This window comes from Streptomyces sp. NPDC107538, assembly GCF_055657445.1.
On sequence record NZ_JBVKAY010000008.1, the window covers coordinates 25,857 to 44,477 of the forward strand.

General features: G+C 71.0%; 22 protein-coding genes. 11 read left to right on the forward strand and 11 right to left on the reverse strand.

Translation table 11 applies throughout. The features are described 5' to 3' along the window. Positions 1-45: 45 nt before the first annotated feature. From ACZ7MG_RS27190 to ACZ7MG_RS27200, 3 genes are all read left to right on the forward strand, one after another. On the forward strand, positions 46-948 hold the full coding sequence (locus ACZ7MG_RS27190; protein WP_471384911.1) for an AraC family transcriptional regulator: 903 nt from the start codon (positions 46-48) through the stop codon (positions 946-948). A 69-nt stretch (positions 949-1,017) separates the two neighbouring features. Continuing rightward, positions 1,018-1,803 (forward strand): AzlC family ABC transporter permease, encoded by a 786-nt coding sequence (locus tag ACZ7MG_RS27195; protein ID WP_471384909.1) that lies wholly within the window; start codon positions 1,018-1,020, stop codon positions 1,801-1,803. Next, on the forward strand, positions 1,800-2,105 hold the full coding sequence (locus tag ACZ7MG_RS27200) for an AzlD domain-containing protein (RefSeq protein ID WP_471384907.1): 306 nt from the start codon (positions 1,800-1,802) through the stop codon (positions 2,103-2,105). Before ACZ7MG_RS27195 ends, ACZ7MG_RS27200 begins: the two co-directional genes overlap by 4 nt. A gap of 106 nt (positions 2,106-2,211) precedes the next feature. Here the strand turns inward: ACZ7MG_RS27200 and ACZ7MG_RS27205 are convergent, their stop codons facing one another. After that, the gene (locus ACZ7MG_RS27205) at positions 2,212-3,156 is read right to left on the reverse strand and encodes a hypothetical protein (protein ID WP_471384905.1); all 945 of its coding nucleotides are present in this window, start codon (positions 3,154-3,156) and stop codon (positions 2,212-2,214) included. A gap of 78 nt (positions 3,157-3,234) precedes the next feature. On the opposite strand from ACZ7MG_RS27205, the gene ACZ7MG_RS27210 reads away from it, so the two are divergent. From ACZ7MG_RS27210 to recX, 4 genes are all read left to right on the forward strand, one after another. Beyond that, positions 3,235-3,429: a DUF3046 domain-containing protein gene (locus ACZ7MG_RS27210; RefSeq protein WP_471384903.1), complete on the forward strand. Its 195-nt coding sequence runs from the start codon at positions 3,235-3,237 to the stop codon at positions 3,427-3,429. A gap of 208 nt (positions 3,430-3,637) precedes the next feature. After that, the gene (locus ACZ7MG_RS27215; RefSeq protein ID WP_471384971.1) at positions 3,638-4,897 is read left to right on the forward strand and encodes an AI-2E family transporter; all 1,260 of its coding nucleotides are present in this window, start codon (positions 3,638-3,640) and stop codon (positions 4,895-4,897) included. 295 nt (positions 4,898-5,192) lie between these two features. Then, entirely contained in the window at positions 5,193-6,320 is a 1,128-nt protein-coding gene (recA, locus tag ACZ7MG_RS27220) for a recombinase RecA (protein ID WP_471384901.1), read from the forward strand. A gap of 3 nt (positions 6,321-6,323) precedes the next feature. Beyond that, a complete protein-coding gene (gene recX, locus ACZ7MG_RS27225; RefSeq protein ID WP_471384899.1) occupies positions 6,324-7,325 on the forward strand; it encodes a recombination regulator RecX in 1,002 nt (333 codons plus the stop codon). Positions 7,326-7,383: 58 nt separating this feature from the next. On the opposite strand, the gene ACZ7MG_RS27230 is transcribed toward recX, so the two are convergent. From ACZ7MG_RS27230 to ACZ7MG_RS27260, 7 genes are all read right to left on the reverse strand, one after another. Further along, positions 7,384-7,923 carry a cupin domain-containing protein gene (locus ACZ7MG_RS27230; RefSeq protein ID WP_471384897.1) on the reverse strand — a complete coding sequence of 180 codons (540 nt, stop codon included), beginning with the start codon at positions 7,921-7,923 and terminating at the stop codon, positions 7,384-7,386. A gap of 80 nt (positions 7,924-8,003) precedes the next feature. Beyond that, complete coding sequence (locus ACZ7MG_RS27235; RefSeq protein WP_309506048.1) at positions 8,004-8,051, reverse strand: hypothetical protein; 48 nt, start codon at positions 8,049-8,051, stop codon at positions 8,004-8,006. Positions 8,052-8,178: 127 nt separating this feature from the next. Then, positions 8,179-9,870 (reverse strand): FAD-dependent monooxygenase, encoded by a 1,692-nt coding sequence (locus ACZ7MG_RS27240; protein ID WP_471384895.1) that lies wholly within the window; start codon positions 9,868-9,870, stop codon positions 8,179-8,181. Between the two features lie 198 nt (positions 9,871-10,068). Further along, positions 10,069-11,001, reverse strand: coding sequence for an amino acid ABC transporter permease (locus tag ACZ7MG_RS27245; protein ID WP_471384893.1), 933 nt, complete (start codon positions 10,999-11,001; stop codon positions 10,069-10,071). Further along, positions 10,998-11,675 (reverse strand): amino acid ABC transporter permease, encoded by a 678-nt coding sequence (locus tag ACZ7MG_RS27250; RefSeq protein ID WP_471384891.1) that lies wholly within the window; start codon positions 11,673-11,675, stop codon positions 10,998-11,000. The genes ACZ7MG_RS27245 and ACZ7MG_RS27250 overlap by 4 nt, the downstream gene beginning before the upstream one ends. Positions 11,676-11,795: 120 nt before the next feature. Then, positions 11,796-12,644: a glutamate ABC transporter substrate-binding protein gene (locus ACZ7MG_RS27255; RefSeq protein ID WP_471384889.1), complete on the reverse strand. Its 849-nt coding sequence runs from the start codon at positions 12,642-12,644 to the stop codon at positions 11,796-11,798. Positions 12,645-12,726: 82 nt separating this feature from the next. Beyond that, entirely contained in the window at positions 12,727-13,503 is a 777-nt protein-coding gene (locus tag ACZ7MG_RS27260) for an amino acid ABC transporter ATP-binding protein (RefSeq protein ID WP_045561136.1), read from the reverse strand. Between the two features lie 318 nt (positions 13,504-13,821). Between ACZ7MG_RS27260 and ACZ7MG_RS27265 the strand changes: the two genes are divergently transcribed. Together ACZ7MG_RS27265 and ACZ7MG_RS27270 are read left to right on the forward strand one after the other, a co-directional pair. Continuing rightward, complete coding sequence (locus tag ACZ7MG_RS27265; protein WP_471384887.1) at positions 13,822-14,508, forward strand: response regulator transcription factor; 687 nt, start codon at positions 13,822-13,824, stop codon at positions 14,506-14,508. Between the two features lie 9 nt (positions 14,509-14,517). Continuing rightward, positions 14,518-15,930, forward strand: coding sequence for a HAMP domain-containing sensor histidine kinase (locus tag ACZ7MG_RS27270; protein ID WP_471384885.1), 1,413 nt, complete (start codon positions 14,518-14,520; stop codon positions 15,928-15,930). 33 nt (positions 15,931-15,963) lie between these two features. Here the strand turns inward: ACZ7MG_RS27270 and ACZ7MG_RS27275 are convergent, their stop codons facing one another. Genes ACZ7MG_RS27275 through ACZ7MG_RS27285 form a run of 3 tightly spaced genes read right to left on the reverse strand, consistent with a single transcriptional unit; the run spans position 15,964 to position 17,605 of the window. After that, entirely contained in the window at positions 15,964-16,935 is a 972-nt protein-coding gene (locus ACZ7MG_RS27275; protein ID WP_471384969.1) for a TAXI family TRAP transporter solute-binding subunit, read from the reverse strand. Continuing rightward, positions 16,821-17,372: a peptidoglycan recognition protein family protein gene (locus ACZ7MG_RS27280; RefSeq protein WP_471946196.1), complete on the reverse strand. Its 552-nt coding sequence runs from the start codon at positions 17,370-17,372 to the stop codon at positions 16,821-16,823. The genes ACZ7MG_RS27275 and ACZ7MG_RS27280 overlap by 115 nt, the downstream gene beginning before the upstream one ends. Then, positions 17,270-17,605, reverse strand: a complete 336-nt coding sequence (locus tag ACZ7MG_RS27285; protein ID WP_471384980.1) for a hypothetical protein — start codon at positions 17,603-17,605, stop codon at positions 17,270-17,272. The genes ACZ7MG_RS27280 and ACZ7MG_RS27285 overlap by 103 nt, the downstream gene beginning before the upstream one ends. Positions 17,606-17,691: 86 nt before the next feature. On the opposite strand from ACZ7MG_RS27285, the gene ACZ7MG_RS27290 reads away from it, so the two are divergent. Both ACZ7MG_RS27290 and ACZ7MG_RS27295 read left to right on the forward strand, forming a co-directional pair. Beyond that, positions 17,692-18,066: a hypothetical protein gene (locus tag ACZ7MG_RS27290; RefSeq protein WP_471384978.1), complete on the forward strand. Its 375-nt coding sequence runs from the start codon at positions 17,692-17,694 to the stop codon at positions 18,064-18,066. 107 nt (positions 18,067-18,173) lie between these two features. Beyond that, positions 18,174-18,569, forward strand: coding sequence for a pyrophosphohydrolase domain-containing protein (locus ACZ7MG_RS27295; protein ID WP_471384883.1), 396 nt, complete (start codon positions 18,174-18,176; stop codon positions 18,567-18,569). Positions 18,570-18,621: the final 52 nt, after the last annotated feature.

Here is an 18,621-nt window from a genome sequence, read left to right on the forward strand (position 1 = left end):
CGGAGAGGCGGACGGAGAGACGGGAGACGGACGGAGAATGGAGGTATGACGGGTTCGGCGGAGCGGGCGAGGCACTGGCGGTACGCGGAGCTGCCCGGGGTGGATCTGCTGCGGGCGAGCTACGTGGAGAAGAAGTTCGTGCGGCACACCCACGAGAGCTTCGTGATCGCGGCCATCGCCGACGGCGTCGAGGTGTTCCACCACGGCGGCGCCGATCAGTACGCGGGCCCGGGCGCACTGGCCCTGGTCAACCCCGACACCCCGCACACCGGCCGGGCCGGCGTACCGGAGGGCTGGCGGTACGGCGCCGTCTACCCCTCGCCGGACGTGGTGGCCGAGATCGCCGCCGAGACCACCACCATCCGTGGCACCCCCGGCTTCGTGAGCCCCGTACTGGAGGATCCGTACGCGGCGGGCCTCGTCCATCAGGTGCTGCGGGCCGTCGACGAGGGCAACGCGCTGGCCGCGGACACGCTCCTGCGGGTCGCCGTGACCCGTCTGCTGCGCCTGAACGGCGGCCCGCTGCCCCAGCGTGCCGTCCGCACGGCCGGCGCCCCCGTCGCGGCACGCGCGCGTGCCGTGCTCGAAGAGCGGATGGCCGACCCGCCGACCCTGGAGCGGCTCGCCGCCGACCTCGGCACCAGCCCCTTCGCCCTGCTGCGGGCCTTCCGCACGGCCTACGGCATGCCGCCGCACACCTGGCTGACCGACGCCCGGGTCCGCCGGGCCCGGGGTCTGCTCGACACGGGCACGGCTCCCGCCGAAGCCGCCGTCGCCGTCGGCTTCACGGACCAGCCGCATCTCAACCGTCACTTCAGCCGGATCGTGGGCGTGCCTCCGGGCGCGTACCAGCGGGAACGTATGGGTGGCCACGGCGACGGGCTCGCAGGCGTGAGCGAGGGCGAGGGGGACGTGGGCCGGCGCGGAGGCGGCGCGCGGGGGTGGTGAGGACGGCGTACGGGAGCGCAAGAACGTCCAAGACCCATGAGGGCGGGTCCTCGTACCGTCCAGGGCGTGGTGACTGAACAGACAGGTCTCGTGGAGACAGCGGAGAGACATGACGGCGGCGGTACGAAAACCGACGGAGCCGTCGTCCGGGACGCCCTGGGGGTCGGGGTGGCGGTCGGACTGTCCGGGTTCGCCTTCGGGGTGACCTCGGCCGGCGGCGGGCTCAGTCTGCTGCAGACCTGCGCGCTGAGCCTGCTGGTGTTCACCGGGGCGTCCCAGTTCGCCCTGGTGGGTGCGCTCGCCGCCGGCGGCAACCCGTTCACGGCGGCGGCCGGGGCCTTCTTCCTGGGCGTGCGCAACGCGTTCTACGGGCTGCGTCTCTCCCAGGTGCTGGCCCTCCCGCGCGCGGTGCGGCCGTTCGCCGCCCAGTGGGTCATCGACGAGACCACGGCCGTCGCCCTCGCCCAGCCCACCCGTCGTGCCGCCCGCCTCGGCTTCACCGTGACCGGCCTCAGCCTCTACGTGCTGTGGAACCTCACCACGTTGCTCGGCGCGCTCGGGGCCGAGGCAATCGGCGACACCGACGCCTGGGGGCTCGACGCGGCGGGGCCCGCCGTCTTCCTCGCGCTCCTCGCGCCGATGCTGCGGACCACCGCGGAGCGGGCCGTGGCGGGCATCGCCGTCGTCCTGGGGCTCGGACTGCTGCCCGTGCTGCCCGCCGGCGTCCCGGTACTCGTCTCCGCGGTGGCCGCCCCGGTGGTCCTCTGGGCGGAGGGGCGCCGCGGTACGGCGACCGGAGAGGCCGAACAGCCCGGACAGGCAGGACAGGCCGGAGAGAGCGAGGAGGGGCGGTGAACGTCTGGGTCGCGATCGGGGTCACCGCCGTCGGCTGCTACGCCGTCAAGCTGATCGGTCTGTTGGTCCCGCAGGGCGTCCTCGAACGCCCGCTCGTGCGGCGGCTCGCCGCCCTGCTGCCCGTGGCTCTGCTCGCCGCCCTCACGGCCCAGCAGACGTTCGCCGGGCACGACCTGGTGCTGGACGCGAGGGCGGCGGGGCTCGCCGCAGCCGGCGTGGCGTTGTTCCTGCGTGCGCCCTTCCTGGTCGTTGTGGCCGCGGCGGTGGCGGTCACGGCGGGGGTGCGGGCGTTGACGGGCTGATGTCCGAAGTGGTTGTCGTGCTCCGCGCGCGGACCCGTGTTCGTACGGGCACGCGCGTGTGCCCCGCCGTATCGCCGGTACCGCACGCGCGCGGGGCGCTCGGGCCTCAGCCGATCGGTCGGCCGTACGCCCGGAGCGTCCGCAGTGCCTCGATCGTCACGATCGGGCGGCTCTCCATGGCGGTGCTTGGCGCCCACTGGCGCCAGCGGATCGGCCAGCCGCCGTCCTCCGTCTGTTCGGCCGCCAGGAAGTCGAGGGAGCGGGACATCTCCTCGTCGGTGAACCACGCGCGCGCGAGGGACTCGGGGGTGTGCGCGAAGTCGTGCGGGTAGTGGTGCTCGCCCGGCGCGTAACCGTCGGACACCGGGTAGTCGTTCGGCCGCTCCGGGTCGAGTGTGGCGAGCCGGTGTTCGCGCACCAGGCGGCCGAGCCGGTCGGCGGCCACCTGCGCGCGTGGGCGGTCGGGCACGGACTCCAGGAACGCCACGGCCGCATGGATCTCGTAGGGGTGCGACTTCTCCAGGGACTCGACGGCCTGCCAGCAGAAGTCGGTGGCCCGGAACAGCCACGCGTGCCACACCTGGTTGCGGTGCAGCAGGCCCACCACGGGCCCGGTGGCCAGCAGATCGCTGGGCGGGTCGTCGACGATCGGCACGAACGGGGCCGCCGGGTAGCCGCGTTGGCCCGGATGCACCGCCGGGAGGGCGCCGTCCGGGGTCGACACCGAGGTCAGATAGCGGCACACACGCTCCACCCGCTGTCCGCCGCAGCGCCCGATCGAGTCCAGGACGCGCAGCGCGTGCCCGGTGTGCAGCGGCTGGCTCACGGGCCCGCGCAGATCGGGTTCGAGCGCGTGGCCGTACCCCTCGTCGGTGTTGCGGTAGGCGGCCAGCGCGGTCTCCACCGCGTCGGCGCTCCCGTCCAGGAAGTGGTACGCGAAGCGGCGCTGCTCCAGCACGCGCGCGGTCAGCCAGACGAACTGTTCGGCGCGCGCCAGCGGGGTGTGCGCCGCGGACGACGAGGGGAGTGGGGATGCTCCGGTTTCGGCCATGGTTCGACCGTAGGGCGGAAAGCGGTATCGGAAAGCCGTCCCGGCCAGGCCCACCCCCTGGGGCGGGATACTGGACTCATGCGGTTGACGGTCTTCTGGCAGCGGATGGCGGATCACTTCGGTGAGGGGTACGCCGACACCTTCGCGCGCGATCATGTGATGTCCGGCCTCGGCGAGCGCACGGTGCACCAGGCGCTGGACGCCGGCTGGGAGGCCAAGGACGTCTGGCGCGTGGTGTGCACGGCCATGGGCGTACCGGCCGAGAACCGCTGAAAACGCGCGGACTTCACCGCGTGGACGCCGGTAGTTGGAGCGGAAGATCCGGGGGCGGTGACTGATTGTCGGTGGCGTGGGCGAGACTTGGTCCGTGGCCCCCAGAGACGAGACCGAGCGGTTCGACCACCCGGCGTCCCCGACCGGCACGACACCGCCCACCGGCCCCCCGGCCGGCATGGGGCCCGGCGCCGTGCCGAACGGCCGCATGCCTCGCTGGCTGCCGCGCGCGATGGTGCTCGCGCTCTCCCTCGTCGCCGTGTTCCAGCTGGGCAGCTGGGCGTTCCACCAGCTCATCGGGTTGCTGGTCAACATCCTCATCGCGTTCTTCCTGGCGCTCGCGATCGAGCCCGCCGTGAGCTGGATGGCCTCGAAGGGGCTGCGCAGGGGCTTCGCCACCTTCCTGGTCTTCCTGATCACGTTGATCGGGGCCGCCGGGTTCGTCACCCTGCTCGGTTCGATGCTCGCCGGCCAGATCATCAAGATGGTCGAGGACTTCCCGGCGTACCTCGACTCCGTCATCAGCTGGATCAACTCGAGCTTCCACACGGAACTGAAGCGGGTCGACATCCAGGAGGGGCTGCTGCGCTCCGACTGGCTGCAGAAGTACGTGCAGAACAGCGCCACGGGCGTCCTCGACGTCTCCGCGCAGGTGCTGGGCGGCCTGTTCCAGCTGCTGACGATCGCGCTATTCTCGTTCTACTTCGCCGCCGACGGGCCGCGGCTGCGGCGGGCGCTGTGCTCCGTGCTGCCGCCGGCCAAGCAGGCCGAGGTGCTGCGGGCGTGGGAGATCGCCGTCGACAAGACCGGCGGCTATCTGTACTCCCGCGGTCTGATGGCGCTGATCTCCGGTGTCGCGCACTACGTCCTGCTGGAGTACCTCGACGTGCCCTACGCGCCCGCGCTGGCGGTGTGGGTCGGTCTGGTCTCGCAGTTCATCCCCACGATCGGCACCTACCTGGCGGGTGCCCTGCCGATGCTGATCGCCTTCACCGTGAACCCGTGGTACGCGCTGTGGGTCCTGGTCTTCGTGGTCATCTACCAGCAGTTCGAGAACTATGTGCTGCAGCCCAAGCTGACCGCCAAGACCGTGGACATCCACCCGGCCGTCGCCTTCGGGTCGGTCATCGCGGGCACCGCGCTCCTCGGCGCCGTGGGGGCGCTCATCGCCATCCCCGCCATCGCCACGCTGCAGGCCTTCCTCGGGGCGTACGTGAAGCGGTACGACGTCACGGACGACCCCCGGGTGCACGGGCACCGCAGACGCGGCACGGGCAACCTCCTCGCCCGGGTGCGGGGGCGGCTGGAGCAGACGCGCGACCGGCGGCGGGAGGGGGAGGCCGAGGACGGCCCGGACCCCGAGAACGGCGCCGGGCCCGCGGGCGGCCCGGACCCCGAGAACGGCGCCGGGCCCGCGGGCGGACCGGACCCGGAGAACGGCGCCGGGCCCGAGGACGGCGCCCGGTAGCGCATGGCCGCGGGCGAGCTTGTGCCGCCCGGCATGGACCGTGGGGCCTGTGGGGACCCGGTCGTGGAAGTCCTTCGGATGTCCCGTGGTGTCGCTTGACACTAAAATCGAACATCCATTCTTATGGAGGCTCTGGTGAGGCCCTCGGCCGGAGTCCGACAGGATTTCGGCAGGGTTTTCGTGGAGAAGTGCCCGAGTTATCCACAGGCCGGGCGGGCGTCGGGGCCCATTGTCAGTGGCAGGCGCTAGCGTCTTTCACGTGAAGCGATCGACTCAAGCAAACCGGGTGGAACCCATGGCAGGAACCGACCGCGAGAAGGCGCTCGACGCCGCGCTCGCACAGATTGAACGGCAGTTCGGCAAGGGCGCGGTGATGCGCCTGGGCGAGCGGCCGAACGAGCCCATCGAGGTCATCCCCACCGGGTCGACCGCCCTCGACGTCGCCCTCGGTGTCGGCGGTCTGCCGCGCGGCCGAGTGGTGGAGGTGTACGGCCCGGAGTCCTCCGGCAAGACGACCCTGACCCTGCACGCGGTGGCGAACGCCCAGAAGGCCGGCGGCCAGGTGGCCTTCGTGGACGCCGAGCACGCCCTCGACCCCGAGTACGCGAAGAAGCTCGGTGTCGACATCGACAACCTGATCCTGTCGCAGCCGGACAACGGCGAGCAGGCCCTGGAGATCGTGGACATGCTGGTCCGCTCCGGTGCCCTCGACCTGATCGTCATCGACTCCGTCGCCGCGCTCGTCCCGCGTGCGGAGATCGAGGGCGAGATGGGCGACAGCCACGTGGGTCTGCAGGCCCGTCTGATGAGCCAGGCACTGCGGAAGATCACCAGCGCGCTCAACCAGTCCAAGACCACCGCGATCTTCATCAACCAGCTCCGCGAGAAGATCGGCGTGATGTTCGGCTCCCCGGAGACCACGACCGGTGGCCGCGCGCTGAAGTTCTACGCCTCCGTGCGCATCGACATCCGCCGTATCGAGACCCTGAAGGACGGCACGGATGCGGTCGGCAACCGCACCCGCTGCAAGGTCGTCAAGAACAAGGTCGCGCCGCCGTTCAAGCAGGCCGAGTTCGACATCCTCTACGGCCAGGGCATCAGCCGCGAGGGCGGTCTGATCGACATGGGCGTGGAGCACGGCTTCGTCCGCAAGGCCGGCGCCTGGTACACGTACGAGGGCGACCAGCTCGGCCAGGGCAAGGAGAACGCCCGTAACTTCCTGAAGGACAACCCCGATCTCGCCAACGAGATCGAGAAGAAGATCAAGGAGAAGCTGGGCGTCGGCGTGCGGCCCGCGGAGCCCACCGCCGAGCCGGGTGCGGACGCGTCGGTCTCGGCCCCGGCCGCGGACGACGCCGCGAAGACGGTGCCCGCCCCGGCTGCCAAGGCCCCCAAGACCAAGGCCGCGGCGGCGAAGAGCTAGTCCGTGACACGCAGAACGGACTGGGGCGAGCACGCATACCCCAGTGCCCCCGGGAGCCGGGGGCGCGGGGGTACCGGCGGGGACGCCGGGGGATCCGCGGCGGACGGGTACGGGTTCGGACCGTACGGCGACGAGACGCCGTCGTACGGCACGGGCGGGCCCCGCACCGGTGCGGGGCCCTACGACGGCGGGCCGTACGGGGAAGGCGCGTACGGCGGTCCGTCCGGAGACGGGCCCTACGGCGGCGAATCGTACGGCGATGACGGGGGTGCCGGGCGGCGGGAGGACGGCTCGCGTTCCGGTGTGGGCTCGGCCGGCGGCGGCCGGTGGCGTGGGGGCGGTGCCTCGCGCGGCACGGGCGGTGACGGTGGGACGCGTGGCGGACGCCGTGGCCGGGGCGGCAGGGGGCGTGGCTTCGGGGAGTCGGGCGACGGCCCGGACGACGGGGGGCCGCAGGACGGGGGTTCGTCTGTCTCGTCGAGGGCCGAGACAGGCGAGTCCTCAGGGGACCCGGCTGAGCGGGCGCGCGCGATCTGTCTGCGCCTGCTCACCGGGACCCCGCGCACCCGCAAGCAACTCGCGGACGCCCTGCGCAAGCGCGAGATCCCCGAGGACGTGGCGGACGAGGTGCTGTCGCGGTTCGAGGAGGTCGGACTGATCAACGACGGCGCGTTCGCGGACGCCTGGGTGGAGTCCCGGCACCACGGCCGGGGCCTGGCTCGGCGGGCCCTCGCCCGGGAGCTGCGCACCAAGGGCGTCGACTCGACACTGATCGACGAGGCCGTCTCCCAGCTCGACTCCGAGCAGGAGGAGAGCACGGCGCGCGAGCTGGTCGCCCGCAAGCTGCGCTCCACCCGGGGCCTCGACCGGGACAAGCGCCTCCGCCGGCTCGCCAGCATGCTCGCCCGCAAGGGCTACCCCGAGGGCATGGCCCTCCGAGTGGTCCGGCAGGCGCTGGAGGAGGAGGGGGAGGACACGGAGGGGCTGGAGGACGACGGGTACTGAGCGGCAGCGGTGCGGGAACGCACACCGGCGACGTGGCACGTGGGCCGGCGGCCCCGGATCACTGCCAGTCGGACGGGCGCTCGACGTGTTCCAGGCGCAGTACCTGGCCCGTGCGGCTGTAGCGGCGGATGCGGGGGAGGGGCGGGTAGTAGGCGTGGACGGAGATCGCGTGCTCCTCGGTGGACTCGTTGAGCACCTCGTGCACATGGTGGCGTCCGAAGGAGCGGCCCCTGCCGGCGGACAACTGCCGTTCGCGGTCGACGCCTTCGGTGAGTTCGAGGGTCTGCCAGCCGTCGGTGGGCAGACGGGCGGCGAGCGAGTACTCCTTGAGTTCGCCGGCGGCGGTGACGAAGGCGCCCACCGAGTCGGCGTGGTCGTGCCAGCCGGTCCCGGTCCCGGGCGGCCAGCCGATGAGCCAGGCCTCGCTGCCGCCGGGGCCTTCGAGCCGTACCCAGGTACGGCCCTCGGGGTCGAGCGGGAGCGAGGCGATCAGCTCGGCGTCGGCGGCGGTGCGACGCGCGAAGTCGAGCAGTTCCGCCTGCGTGGGGCCGGAGACGGCCGGCGCGGAGGCGGGGGGAACAACGGGGGACACAGACACGGGTACCGTCCTGAAGTGCGTTCGCTCGGGAGCGCGCGGCGGCACGGAGGCGGCGCGCGCGGAAGAAGAGGGAGGCGAAGTCAGCAGGACGGACGACACACGCAGCCCGCATAGCGGACGAGGTCCATATGGACCCTCCGCCACAGGCGCGTAGAGGTGTCGGTCACGGTCCGGAGTAGACCATGACAGCGCGGAGCGGTCAACTGACCGTCACTATGTGGACACGGTGACGGTCTCCGGGCCAGGCGCAGGTGCTCAGCGGGAACCCGTGGCCGCACCGGTCGTCTCCGACGGCTGCTCCACACCGCCCAGCGTCGCTGCCGCCGCCGTGTACAGGTCGGCGGGGCGTACGCCGCTCAGGGCGGTGACGAGGTAGCCGTCGGGGCGGACGAGCAGGACGGTGTGGGCGCCCGCGCCAGGGTAGGCCTCCGCGACCAGCAGTTCGGCCGGGTGCGGCAGCGCGGCGACGGCGGCGGCGAGGCGCGGCATCAGCCCGGCGCTCATCCAGTGCTTGCGCTCCCACACCCCGGTACCCGGCGCGATCAGTACCACCAGCAGCGCCCCGCGCCCGAGCCGGTCCCGCAGCGGTACGAAGGTGCCGTCCTCCGCGGTCACCTCCACATCCACGACCTGGAAGCCCGGCAGAGTGGCGATCGGAGTCTCCGCGGCGGCGCGCGGAGGCATCAGCGGGGAGTCGGCGTACGCCCCCGGCGCGCCCAGTGCCCCGCGCCCCAGATGGCCGTCGGCGAGCAGCGCGTCGTGGCCCCGGGACGAGCCGGGGACGTACGCGCGCAGGCCCTTGCCGCCGCGCAGCAGGGGCAGTACCTGGTCGGCGGCGCGCAACCGGGTGGCGACGACCGCGCGCCGCTCCGCCTGGTAGCTGTCGAGCAGGGCCTCGTGCGGGCCGTGGTGCCAGGCCAGGGCCAGTTTCCAGGCGAGGTTGTCGGCGTCCCGCAGGCCCTCGTCGAGCCCCTGGGTGCCGAGCGCCCCGAGCAGATGCGCGGCGTCCCCGGCGAGGAAGACCCGGCCGACCCGCCACCGCCGGGCGAGCCGGTGGTGCACGGTGTGGACGCCGGTGTCCAGCAGGTCGTAAGGCGGTGTGGAGCCGCCCGTCCAGCCGGCGAGGGTCTCGCGGACGCGGGCCACGAGGAGTTCGGGCGTGACGAGGTCCTTGCCCGGCGGCAGCAGCCAGTCCAGGCGCCAGACGCCCTCGGCGAGGGGGCGCGCGGTGATCTCCCCGCCGGACGGACCGGCCGTGCGCCACGGCGGCATCCGGTGCAGCAACGCTTCGCCCGGCCAGGGGAGTTCGGCGCGGAGTGCCGCCACCGCGTGCCGTTCCACCGCCGTACGGCCGGGGAAGCGGATGTCCTGGAGTTTGCGGACGGTCGAGCGCGGGCCGTCGCAGCCCACCAGGTAACTCCCGCGCCACCAGGTGCTCTTGGGGCCTCGGGTGTGGGCCGTGACGCCGGACTTCTCCTGCTCGATCGCGTCGAGACGGCTCTCCACGGCGACCTTGACGAGCCGTTCGCCGGCGATGGCCTCACGCAGCGCGGCGGTCAGGACGTGCTGCGCGATGTGCAGCGGGGGGAGTTCGGCGGAGCCCTCGACGATGTCCTCGGGGCCGCCCTGGGTGCCCTTCGCCCCGTTTCGGGGCGGGACCTCCGACGCGTCGAAGTCGGCTTCCCCGAACCTGACCTGACGCATCACCTGCTTGCGCCGCATCGACCGCCATCCGGTCCAGCGGCAGCCGGCCCGGGAGAGGGGGACGCCGGACAATTGTTCCAGCAGGGCGGCCGTGTCCTCGTTCAGCACCACCGTCCGGGCGAGCCGCTGCTCGTCCTTCCCCGGTCCCTCGTCGAGGACCACGGACGGCACCTCCTGGCGCGCCAGCGCGAGGGCGAGCGTGAGCCCCACGGGCCCCGCTCCGACGATGATCACCGGGTCCACGGCGCGGTGCCCCCCGCCCGACGTGACGTCCCGGCGGACGTGGGTGAACAGGAAGTTGGAGCAGGGTGCACGATCACAGAACGTATGCAACCCATTGCCGGTGCTTGCGTCAAGTGACGGAGGGCAGTGGCGATCATGCCACTGCCCTCCGGGAAGCGAATCGGGGGACATCCTGGGCGGATGTCACCTGATCACCTGTCAGGTGCCCGCGGCACCACCGCCACCGCCACCGGCGACACCACCCATGCCGACGCCGCCACCCGGGCCGGCCGCCGCGGTGCCCTCGATCGCCGCTGGGCCGAGGACCGCTCCGGTCGACTTCTTACCCCGCCGCAGCCGCTGCTCCAGCCAGCTCGCGAAGCTGGTGATGATGAAGTTGAGGACGATGTAGATGATCGCCACCACGATGAAGCTGGGGATGACGTTGGCGTAGAACGCGGCCATCGTCGCGCGCCCGTTGAGCAGTTCGGTGAAGCCGATCATCACGCCGCCGAGCGCGGTGTCCTTCACGATGACCACGAGCTGACTGACGATGGCCGGCAGCATCACGGTGACGGCCTGCGGCAGCAGGATGCTGCCCATCGTCTGGCCCTTGCGCAGACCGATCGCCTGGGCGGCCTCCGTCTGGCCCTTGGGGAGGGCGAGGATGCCGGCCCGTACGACCTCGGCGAGGACCGAGGCGTTGTACAGCACCAGGCCGGTGACGACCGCGTAGAGCTGCCGCTGCTCGGTGGTGAGGTCCATCGAGCGGGCGATGATCTCGTTGGCGAACAGCATCAGCAGCAGGACGGGGATGGCCCGGAAGAACTCGACCACCGCACCGGCCGGGATCCGGACCCACCGGTGGTCGGAGAGCCGCGCGATGCCGAACAGCGCACCGAGAGGAAGCGCGATCACGATGGAGAGCGCCGTGGCCTTGAGCGTGTTGGCCAGACCGGGCAACAGATACGTCGTCCAGGCCTCGGACGTGAAGAACGGCTTCCAGAGCTTCCACTCCAGCTGGTTCTTGCTGTCCAGCGCCTGCCAGAGCCACCATGCGAGGAGCGCCAGCAGGACGACGAAGACCACCGTGAGGATCACGTTGCGTCGTTTGGCCCGGGGGCCGGGGGCGTCGTAGAGGACGGAACTCATCGCTTCACCGCCAGTCGCTTGCTCAGCCAGCCGAGGATCAGGCCGGTGGGCAGGGTCAGTACCACGAACCCGAAGGCGAAGATCGCGCCGATGAGCAGCGTCTGCGCCTCCTTCTCGATCATGCCCTTCATCAGGTAGGCGGCCTCCGCCACACCGATCGCGGCGGCCACGGTCGTGTTCTTCGTGAGCGCGATCAGGACGTTGGCCAGCGGTCCGATGACGGCCCGGAACGCCTGCGGCAGCACGATGAGGCCGAGGACCTGGGTGAAGCTCAGCCCGATGGCACGGGCCGCCTCGGCCTGGCCGACGGGCACGGTGTTGATGCCCGAGCGCAGGGCCTCGCAGACGAAGGCCGCCGTGTAGGCCACGAAACCGAGAATGGCGAGTCGAAAGGCCGTGAGTTTGACGTCGTTGCCCGCGCCCATCGTCACCCGGAAGATGTCGGCGAGGCCGAGCGAGGTGAAGACGATGATCACGGTCAGCGGGATGTTCCGCACGACGTTCACATAGACGGTGCCGAAGCCGCGCATCAGGGGTACGGGGCTGACGCGCATCGCGGCCAGCAGGGTTCCCCAGATCAGAGAACCGATGGCTGAGAAGACGGTGAGCTTGACCGTCATCCAGAACGCACCCAGAAAGGTTGGGTCGTTGTAGTTTGAAAGGAAGTCGAACACTGTCTCCCGCGCTTCCGGGTGTGTGGCATACGAGGCAGGCGCAGCGCGCCGCCGCCCGTACCGCGCCTTGCGGCGGGCGGCGGCGCGACCACGAGAACCGCGCTGGTGGCGGTTACCCGCTTACTTGATGTCGCCGATCTTCGGGGCGGGCTCGTTCTTGTAGTCGGCCGGGCCGAAGTTGTCCTTGACCGCGGTCTCCCAGGCGCCGTCGCTGACCATCTTCTCCAGGGCGGCGTTGATCTTGTCCACGGTCGCGGTGTCGCCCTTCTTGACGCCGATGCCGTAGTTCTCGTTGCTGAGCTTCAGGCCCGCGAGCTTGAACTGACCCTTGTAGTTCTCCTGCGCGGCGAAGCCCGCGAGGATCGAGTCGTCGGTGGTGACCGCGTCCACGGCCCCGCTCTGCAGGCCGGCGATGCACTCCGAGTAGCCGCCGTACTCCTTCAGCTGCGCGTCCGGAGCGATGTCCTTCTTGACGTTCTCCGCCGAGGTGGAACCGGTCACCGAGCAGAGGATCTTGCCGTTGAGGTCCGTGCCCTTGCTGATGTCGGAGTCCGCCTTCACCAGCAGGTCCTGGTGGGCCAGCAGGTACGGGCCGGCGAAGTCGACCGACTTCTTGCGCTCGTCGTTGATCGAGTAGGTGGCCGCGATGAACTTGACGTCCCCGCGGGACAGCGCGTTCTCACGGTCGGCGCTCTTGGTCTCGACGAACTCGATCTGGTCGGGCTCGTAGCCGAGCTCCTTGGCCACGTACGTCGCCACGTCGACGTCGAAGCCGGAGAAGGAACCGTCGGGGTTCTTCAGGCCGAGACCGGGCTGGTCGTACTTGATGCCGATCTTGATCTTGTCGCCGCCGCCGGTGCCGGAACCGGAGCTGCTCTCGTTGCTGCTGTCGTCGCCGCCACAGGCCGTGGCGGTGAGGGCGAGGACGAGGGCGGTGGCCGCTGCGGCGGAGGCCTTGCGAAGCTTCATGGTGAACATCCTTTGAGTGGAGAAGAGATGCGGACCGTCATGGTGCGGGTGCCGGGCGCCCCGCGAGGCGTCGGCAGGGCCGTCAGTGGTGCAGGATCTTCGACAGGAAGTCCTTGGCCCGGTCGCTGCGGGGGTTGCTGAAGAACTGGTCCGGCACAGCCTCTTCGACGATGCGGCCGTCCGCCATGAAGACCACCCGATTGGCGGCCGACCGGGCGAAGCCCATCTCGTGCGTGACCACGACCATGGTCATGCCGTCCCGGGCGAGCTGCTGCATGACCTCCAGGACCTCGTTGATCATCTCGGGGTCGAGTGCCGAGGTCGGCTCGTCGAAGAGCATGACCTTCGGGTCCATGGCCAGCGCCCGTGCGATCGCGACACGCTGCTGCTGACCACCGGAGAGCTGTGCGGGGTACTTGTCCGCCTGGGTGCCGACGCCGACCCGGTCGAGCAGGTTCCGGGCCTTCTCCTCAGCCTGCTTCTTGTCGGTCTTGCGGACCTTGAGCTGCCCCAGCATCACGTTTTCGAGCACGGTCTTGTGCGCGAAGAGATTGAACGACTGGAACACCATGCCGACGTCCGCCCGCAGCCGTGCGAGCGCCTTGCCCTCCGCGGGCAGCGGCTTGCCGTCGATCGAGATGTCACCGGAGTCGATCGACTCCAGCCGGTTGATGGTGCGGCACAGCGTGGACTTACCGGACCCGGAGGGTCCGATCACCACGACGACCTCGCCCCTGGTGATCGTCAGATCGATGTCCTGGAGTACGTGCAACGCGCCGAAGTGCTTGTTGACGCTCTTCAGGACGACCAGGTCGTCGGCCGCGGGCACCGCGTCCTTGACCACCGAAACTTCGGTCATCGCTTTCTGGCTCCGTCCTCCTCGGTTTCGGAGGACAGTAGTGACCTGCGACGACCAGCGTCATTACATCTGAGCGAGAATTGAGCATAACGATCTGGTAGCCGGACGGACACTGCACGTGACGGGCCTGGGCGGGGCGTTTCGGCTGGGTAACGGAACCCGCCGGGAACTCGTACGGCCTTGACGGCGTCCTCACTCATCAGTGTGACTGCGAAGGGGCCGGCGCGCGCGTCCCGAGATGCGAATCCGCGTAATGTGTGCCAGCCCAGGCGTACATATGACCGAAACACGCTCTCCAGTGAACCGGAAGGGGTCGGAATGCGGCTGCTCCTCGTCGAGGACGACAACCATGTCGCCGCCGCCCTGTCCGCGGTCCTGGCCCGGCACGGCTTCGACGTCACGCACGCCCGCAGCGGCGAGGAGGCGCTCCAGGCGCTCGTCCCGGAGGGCAACGGCTTCGGGGTGGTTCTGCTCGACCTGGGCCTGCCCGACCAGGACGGCTACGAGGTCTGCGGCAAGATCCGCAAGCGCACCAGCACCCCGGTGATCATGGTGACGGCCCGCTCCGACGTACGCTCCCGGATCCACGGCCTCAACCTCGGCGCCGACGACTACGTGGTCAAGCCGTACGACACCGGTGAGCTGCTCGCCCGTATCCATGCCGTCGCCCGGCGCCGGGCGCCCGACGAGGCCGCGGCCTCCGGTGACAGCGGGCTGCGCCTCGGGTCCGTGCTGATCGAGCTGCCCACCCGCCAGGTCAGTGTGGACGGCGCCGTCGTCCAGCTGACGCGGAAGGAGTTCGATCTGCTCGCGCTGCTGGCCCAGCGGCCCGGGGTGGTCTTCCGCCGGGAACAGATCATCAGTGAGGTGTGGCGGACCAGTTGGGAGGGGACCGGCCGCACCCTGGAGGTGCATGTGGCCTCGCTGCGGTCCAAGCTGCGGATGCCTGCCCTGATCGAGACGGTGCGCGGGGTCGGCTACCGGCTGGTCCCCCCGACGCCGTAGCGTGCCCGCGTGCGCACTCGTCTTCTTCCGCTGCTCATCGTCCTGATGGCCGCCGTGCTGCTGGCCCTCGGCATCCCCCTGGCGGTGAGCCTCGCGGCGGCGCGGCAACAGGAGGTGGTCGTCGACCGCATCGACGACACGGCGCGCTTCGCGTCCCTCGCCCAGTTCGTCACCGAGCGTCCCCGCGGCTCCCGGGTGACCACCACGGACGGCCGCCGCGAGACCCTGAAGCGGGAACTGGAGCAGTACGAGAAGGTGTACGGCATCAAGGTCGGCGTCTTCTACCGGGAGAAGAGCCAGTCGGCCATGGCCAACGCCCCCCACGACTGGGGCCGGCCCACGGAGGGCGAAGGGCTCGACGCCCTCAAGGAAGCACTGCTGGGGCGCCGCCCGCACGATCCGAAGCAGGTGTGGCCCTGGCAGGAGGGCCGGCTCGTCGTCGCGTCGCCCGTCATCCACGACGGTGACGTCGTCGCCGCCGTCGTCACCGACTCGCCCACCGGCCAGATGCGCTCCAAGATCCTGCGCGGCTGGCTGATCATCGGGGCCGGGGAGATCGCCGCGATGCTCCTCGCCGTCGGGGCCGCGCTGCGGCTGACCGGCTGGGTCCTCAAACCCGTCCGCGTGCTCGACGTCACCACCCACGCCATCGCCTCCGGACGCCACAAGTCACGCGTCGCGGTGGCCAGCGGGCCGCCCGAACTCCGGCGCCTGGCACGGTCGTTCAACGAGATGGCCGACAACGTCGAGGACGTGCTGGAGCAGCAGCGCGCCTTCGTCGCGGACGCCTCCCACCAACTCCGCAACCCGCTGGCCGCGTTGCTGCTGCGCATCGATCTGCTCGCCCTCGAACTGCCCGAGGCCAACGAGGAGATCGCCTCCGTCCGCACCGAGGGCAAGCGGCTCGCCTCGGTCCTCGACGATCTGCTCGACCTGGCGCTCGCCGAGCACGCGGAGTCCGATCTGCGGCTGATCGACGTGGGCGAGCTGACCGCCGAGCGGGTCGCGTCCTGGTCGCCGCTGGCCGACGACAAGGGGGTGACGCTGGCCGGCACCTGCCCGGCCACCACCGCTTGGGCCGATCCCATCGCCCTGTCCAGCGCCCTGGACGCGGTGATCGACAACGCGCTGAAGTTCACGCCCGCCGGGGAGACCGTCGAGGTCCGGGTCGCCTCGAACGGCGAGAGCTCCTCGGTCGTCGTCACCGACGGCGGGCCCGGTCTCAGCGACGAGGAGCTGGAGCGCGTCGGCGACCGCTTCTGGCGCAGCACCGCGCACCAGAACATCAAGGGCTCGGGTCTCGGTCTCTCCATCTCCCGGGCGCTGATCGCGGCGGGCGGCGGCTCCATCGCGTATGCCCACCACGAGCCGCACGGGCTGCGGGTGACGGTGACGGTGCCGCGGTCGCGACCGCTGGTCTGACACCGGGCGGGCCTTCGCGTCAGGGGTGGCGCGCTACGGCTTCACCGACAGGTAGTACGCCGCCGCGCCCTTGTGCAGCGGCAGCGGGTCCGTGTAGATCGCGGTGCGCAGGTCCACCACCTGGGCCGCGTGGACGTCCTCGCCGATCTTGTCCCGGCTCTTCAGGACGACGCGGGTCAGCCACTCGACGAGCCGGGGGTTCACGTCCTCACGCGTGATCAGCAGGTTGGCCACGGTGAGGGTCGGCACGGAGTCCTTGAGGATGGTCGGGTAGGCGTCGGCGGGCATCAGGGACGTCCGGTAGTGGCTGAAGACACCGCCCTGGTCGTGCAGCTCCGTCACCAGTTCACCGCTGATCGGAACAAAGCGGAAGTCGTACTTCTCGGCGAGGTTGGTCAGCCCTCTCGTGGGCAGCCCGCCCGACCAGATGAAGGCGTCGATCTTGCCGGTGCGCAGCGCGTCGGGACTTGTCGCGATGGTGTCCGGCCGCGCGTCGATGTCCTTGTCGATGTCCAGGCCGTCCGCCGCCAGCAGACGCTCGGCGATCAGCCGTACGCCGGAGCCCTCGGGTCCGACGGCCACCCGCTTGCCCTTCAGTTCCGAGACGTCCTGGACGGTCGAGTCGGCGGGCACGACCAGCTGCACGTAGTCGTCGTACAGCCGCGCCACGCCGCGCAGCTTGTCGGCGCCGGGGCGGCCCTCCTCGATGTACGTCTGGACGGCGTCGGCCGCGGCGATGGCGACGTCGGCCTCTCCGGTGGCCACCGCGTGGACGTTGGTCTGGGAGCCGTTGCTGTCCTCCAGCTCGACCTTCAGGCCGGGCATGTCCTCGACGATCGCGGTCCGCAGCTGGTTGCCGTACTGCTGGTAGACACCCCGGTTGGCGCCGGTCATGAACCTGATCGTCCCGGTCGGCGGTCCCTCGCGCGGCCACAGCCACCACGCGAGCAGTCCGAGGACCACCAGCGTGGCCACCGAGCCCAGCAGCGCGTGCCGCTTGTTGATGTGGGGGAGTGCCTGGGCCATGCGACGAGATCCTGCCAGGTCACCGGGCGGGCGGCCAGGGTCGGACCTATCCGGTGCGAGCTCGTGACCTCGGGGATGCCCCTTCGTCTGCGGGTGCGTGGGGCTTCTCGCGCAGTTCCCCGCGCCCCTGAAGGGCAGGGGCTGCGCCCCCTGCCCTTCATCGGCCCGTTGCCACCGCCGTGCCGGCGGACCAGGACCTTGACCAGGCGGGTCAGCGCGGAACGGGCGGCCTCCTTCGGGCCCTGCTCGGTGAAGGTGCCCAGCAGGGCGATGCCGAGGTTGCCGGAGTTGAAGCCGCCGACGTGGAACGCGGTCACCACCTTGCCGTCGGCGTCGTGCGCGGGCAGACCGTCGTCACCGGAGTAGCGGCCCTCGTAGATGCGGCCCGCCTCGTCGATGAGGAAGTGGTAGCCGATGTCGCCCCAGTCGTTGGTGACGGCGTGCAGCTGTAGATCGCGCGGACCGTGGCGGCCGGGTCCGGGTCGTCGTTGGCCACGGCCGTGTGGTGCACGGTGATCGTCTGGAACGGGTAGAAGGCGGTCGGCGAGTTCTCCGTGCCGTCCGGCTTGAAGCGCAGCGACTCGTCGGCGCCCCAGGCGGCCCGGGAGAGGTACTGGACGCCTCGGACCCGGGTCGGGTCGGACGGCACGGTCACCTTGCGGTCCGGGCCGCCGTCGCCGAGGGACGTCCACGCGCCCTGGGTCGGTGCCGTCCCAGCGGACGCCCACGTAACCGATGGGGAAGGCCGCCTCGACGGGCGCCTCGCCGGTGGCGGCCTCGCTGCGGATCTTCGGGAAGGTCTCGGTCGTCGTGCCGGCCTTGGTCTCCGCCGCGGTACCGGAGTCCGCGGTACCGGCGTCCGCGGCGTCCGCCGTGCCGGAGTCGCCGGTCGTGGCCATCACGGTCGGGGTGATCACGGCACCGGCCGCGACCGCGCCCGCCGCGCCGATCACGGCACGACGTGTCACCCGGGACTTCGCCAAGTGGGTGGGGGAACGCTCGCGATGGGTCCTCAATCGCTCGGGGTGGTACGAGGTGGTACGTGAAGACACAACGGAGCGTACGGAGTGGAGTCACCGGTTCCGGTATCGGCCCCCTGTGCTGACGTAGCGTCAAAGGTCCATGAGGCAAAGGGACTTGGTGTGTCATGACCGTAGGAGACGGACAGGGCTGTCGGCGCGGGGGCGGCGGGTCGAGGGGATCGGTAGGGTCGCCGGATGAGTTCCTCTCCCGCTCGCCTGGTCCGCGAGTTCCATCAGGCCTTCGGCCTCGACGCCCGTACCGCGCCCACCGAGGTCTCGCCCGCACTGGCCGCCCACCGGGGTGAGCTGCTGGCCGAGGAGGCAGCCGAGGTCGCCGAGGTGGCGGTCGACGGCCCGCTCGACCGGCTGGCCCACGAACTGGCCGACGTGGTCTACGTGGCGTACGGCACCGCACTCGTGCACGGCATCGACCTCGACGCGGTGATCGCCGAGATCCACCGCTCCAACATGACGAAGCTGGGCCCCGACGGGCGGGTGGCCCGCCGGGACGACGGCAAGGTGCTCAAGGGGGACCACTACCGGGCGCCCGACGTGTCCGCCGTGCTGCGGGAGCAGGGCTGGTCCGGGTGAGCGCCCCGGCCGCGCGGACCGGAGCGCTCAGAAGCGGCCCGGCGGGCCGGGA

Coding starts and splice junctions, on each gene's coding strand:
- ACZ7MG_RS27290 (WP_471384978.1), top strand. CDS start 17,692: ATGGGGAAGGCCGCCTCGACGGGCGCCTCGCCGGTGGCGGCCTCGCTG.
- ACZ7MG_RS27260 (WP_045561136.1), bottom strand. CDS start 13,503: ATGACCGAAGTTTCGGTGGTCAAGGACGCGGTGCCCGCGGCCGACGAC.
- ACZ7MG_RS27205 (WP_471384905.1), bottom strand. CDS start 3,156: ATGGCCGAAACCGGAGCATCCCCACTCCCCTCGTCGTCCGCGGCGCAC.
- recA (WP_471384901.1), top strand. CDS start 5,193: ATGGCAGGAACCGACCGCGAGAAGGCGCTCGACGCCGCGCTCGCACAG.
- ACZ7MG_RS27245 (WP_471384893.1), bottom strand. CDS start 11,001: ATGAGTTCCGTCCTCTACGACGCCCCCGGCCCCCGGGCCAAACGACGC.
- ACZ7MG_RS27255 (WP_471384889.1), bottom strand. CDS start 12,644: ATGAAGCTTCGCAAGGCCTCCGCCGCAGCGGCCACCGCCCTCGTCCTC.
- ACZ7MG_RS27210 (WP_471384903.1), top strand. CDS start 3,235: ATGCGGTTGACGGTCTTCTGGCAGCGGATGGCGGATCACTTCGGTGAG.
- ACZ7MG_RS27190 (WP_471384911.1), top strand. CDS start 46: ATGACGGGTTCGGCGGAGCGGGCGAGGCACTGGCGGTACGCGGAGCTG.
- ACZ7MG_RS27215 (WP_471384971.1), top strand. CDS start 3,638: ATGCCTCGCTGGCTGCCGCGCGCGATGGTGCTCGCGCTCTCCCTCGTC.
- ACZ7MG_RS27295 (WP_471384883.1), top strand. CDS start 18,174: ATGAGTTCCTCTCCCGCTCGCCTGGTCCGCGAGTTCCATCAGGCCTTC.
- ACZ7MG_RS27265 (WP_471384887.1), top strand. CDS start 13,822: ATGCGGCTGCTCCTCGTCGAGGACGACAACCATGTCGCCGCCGCCCTG.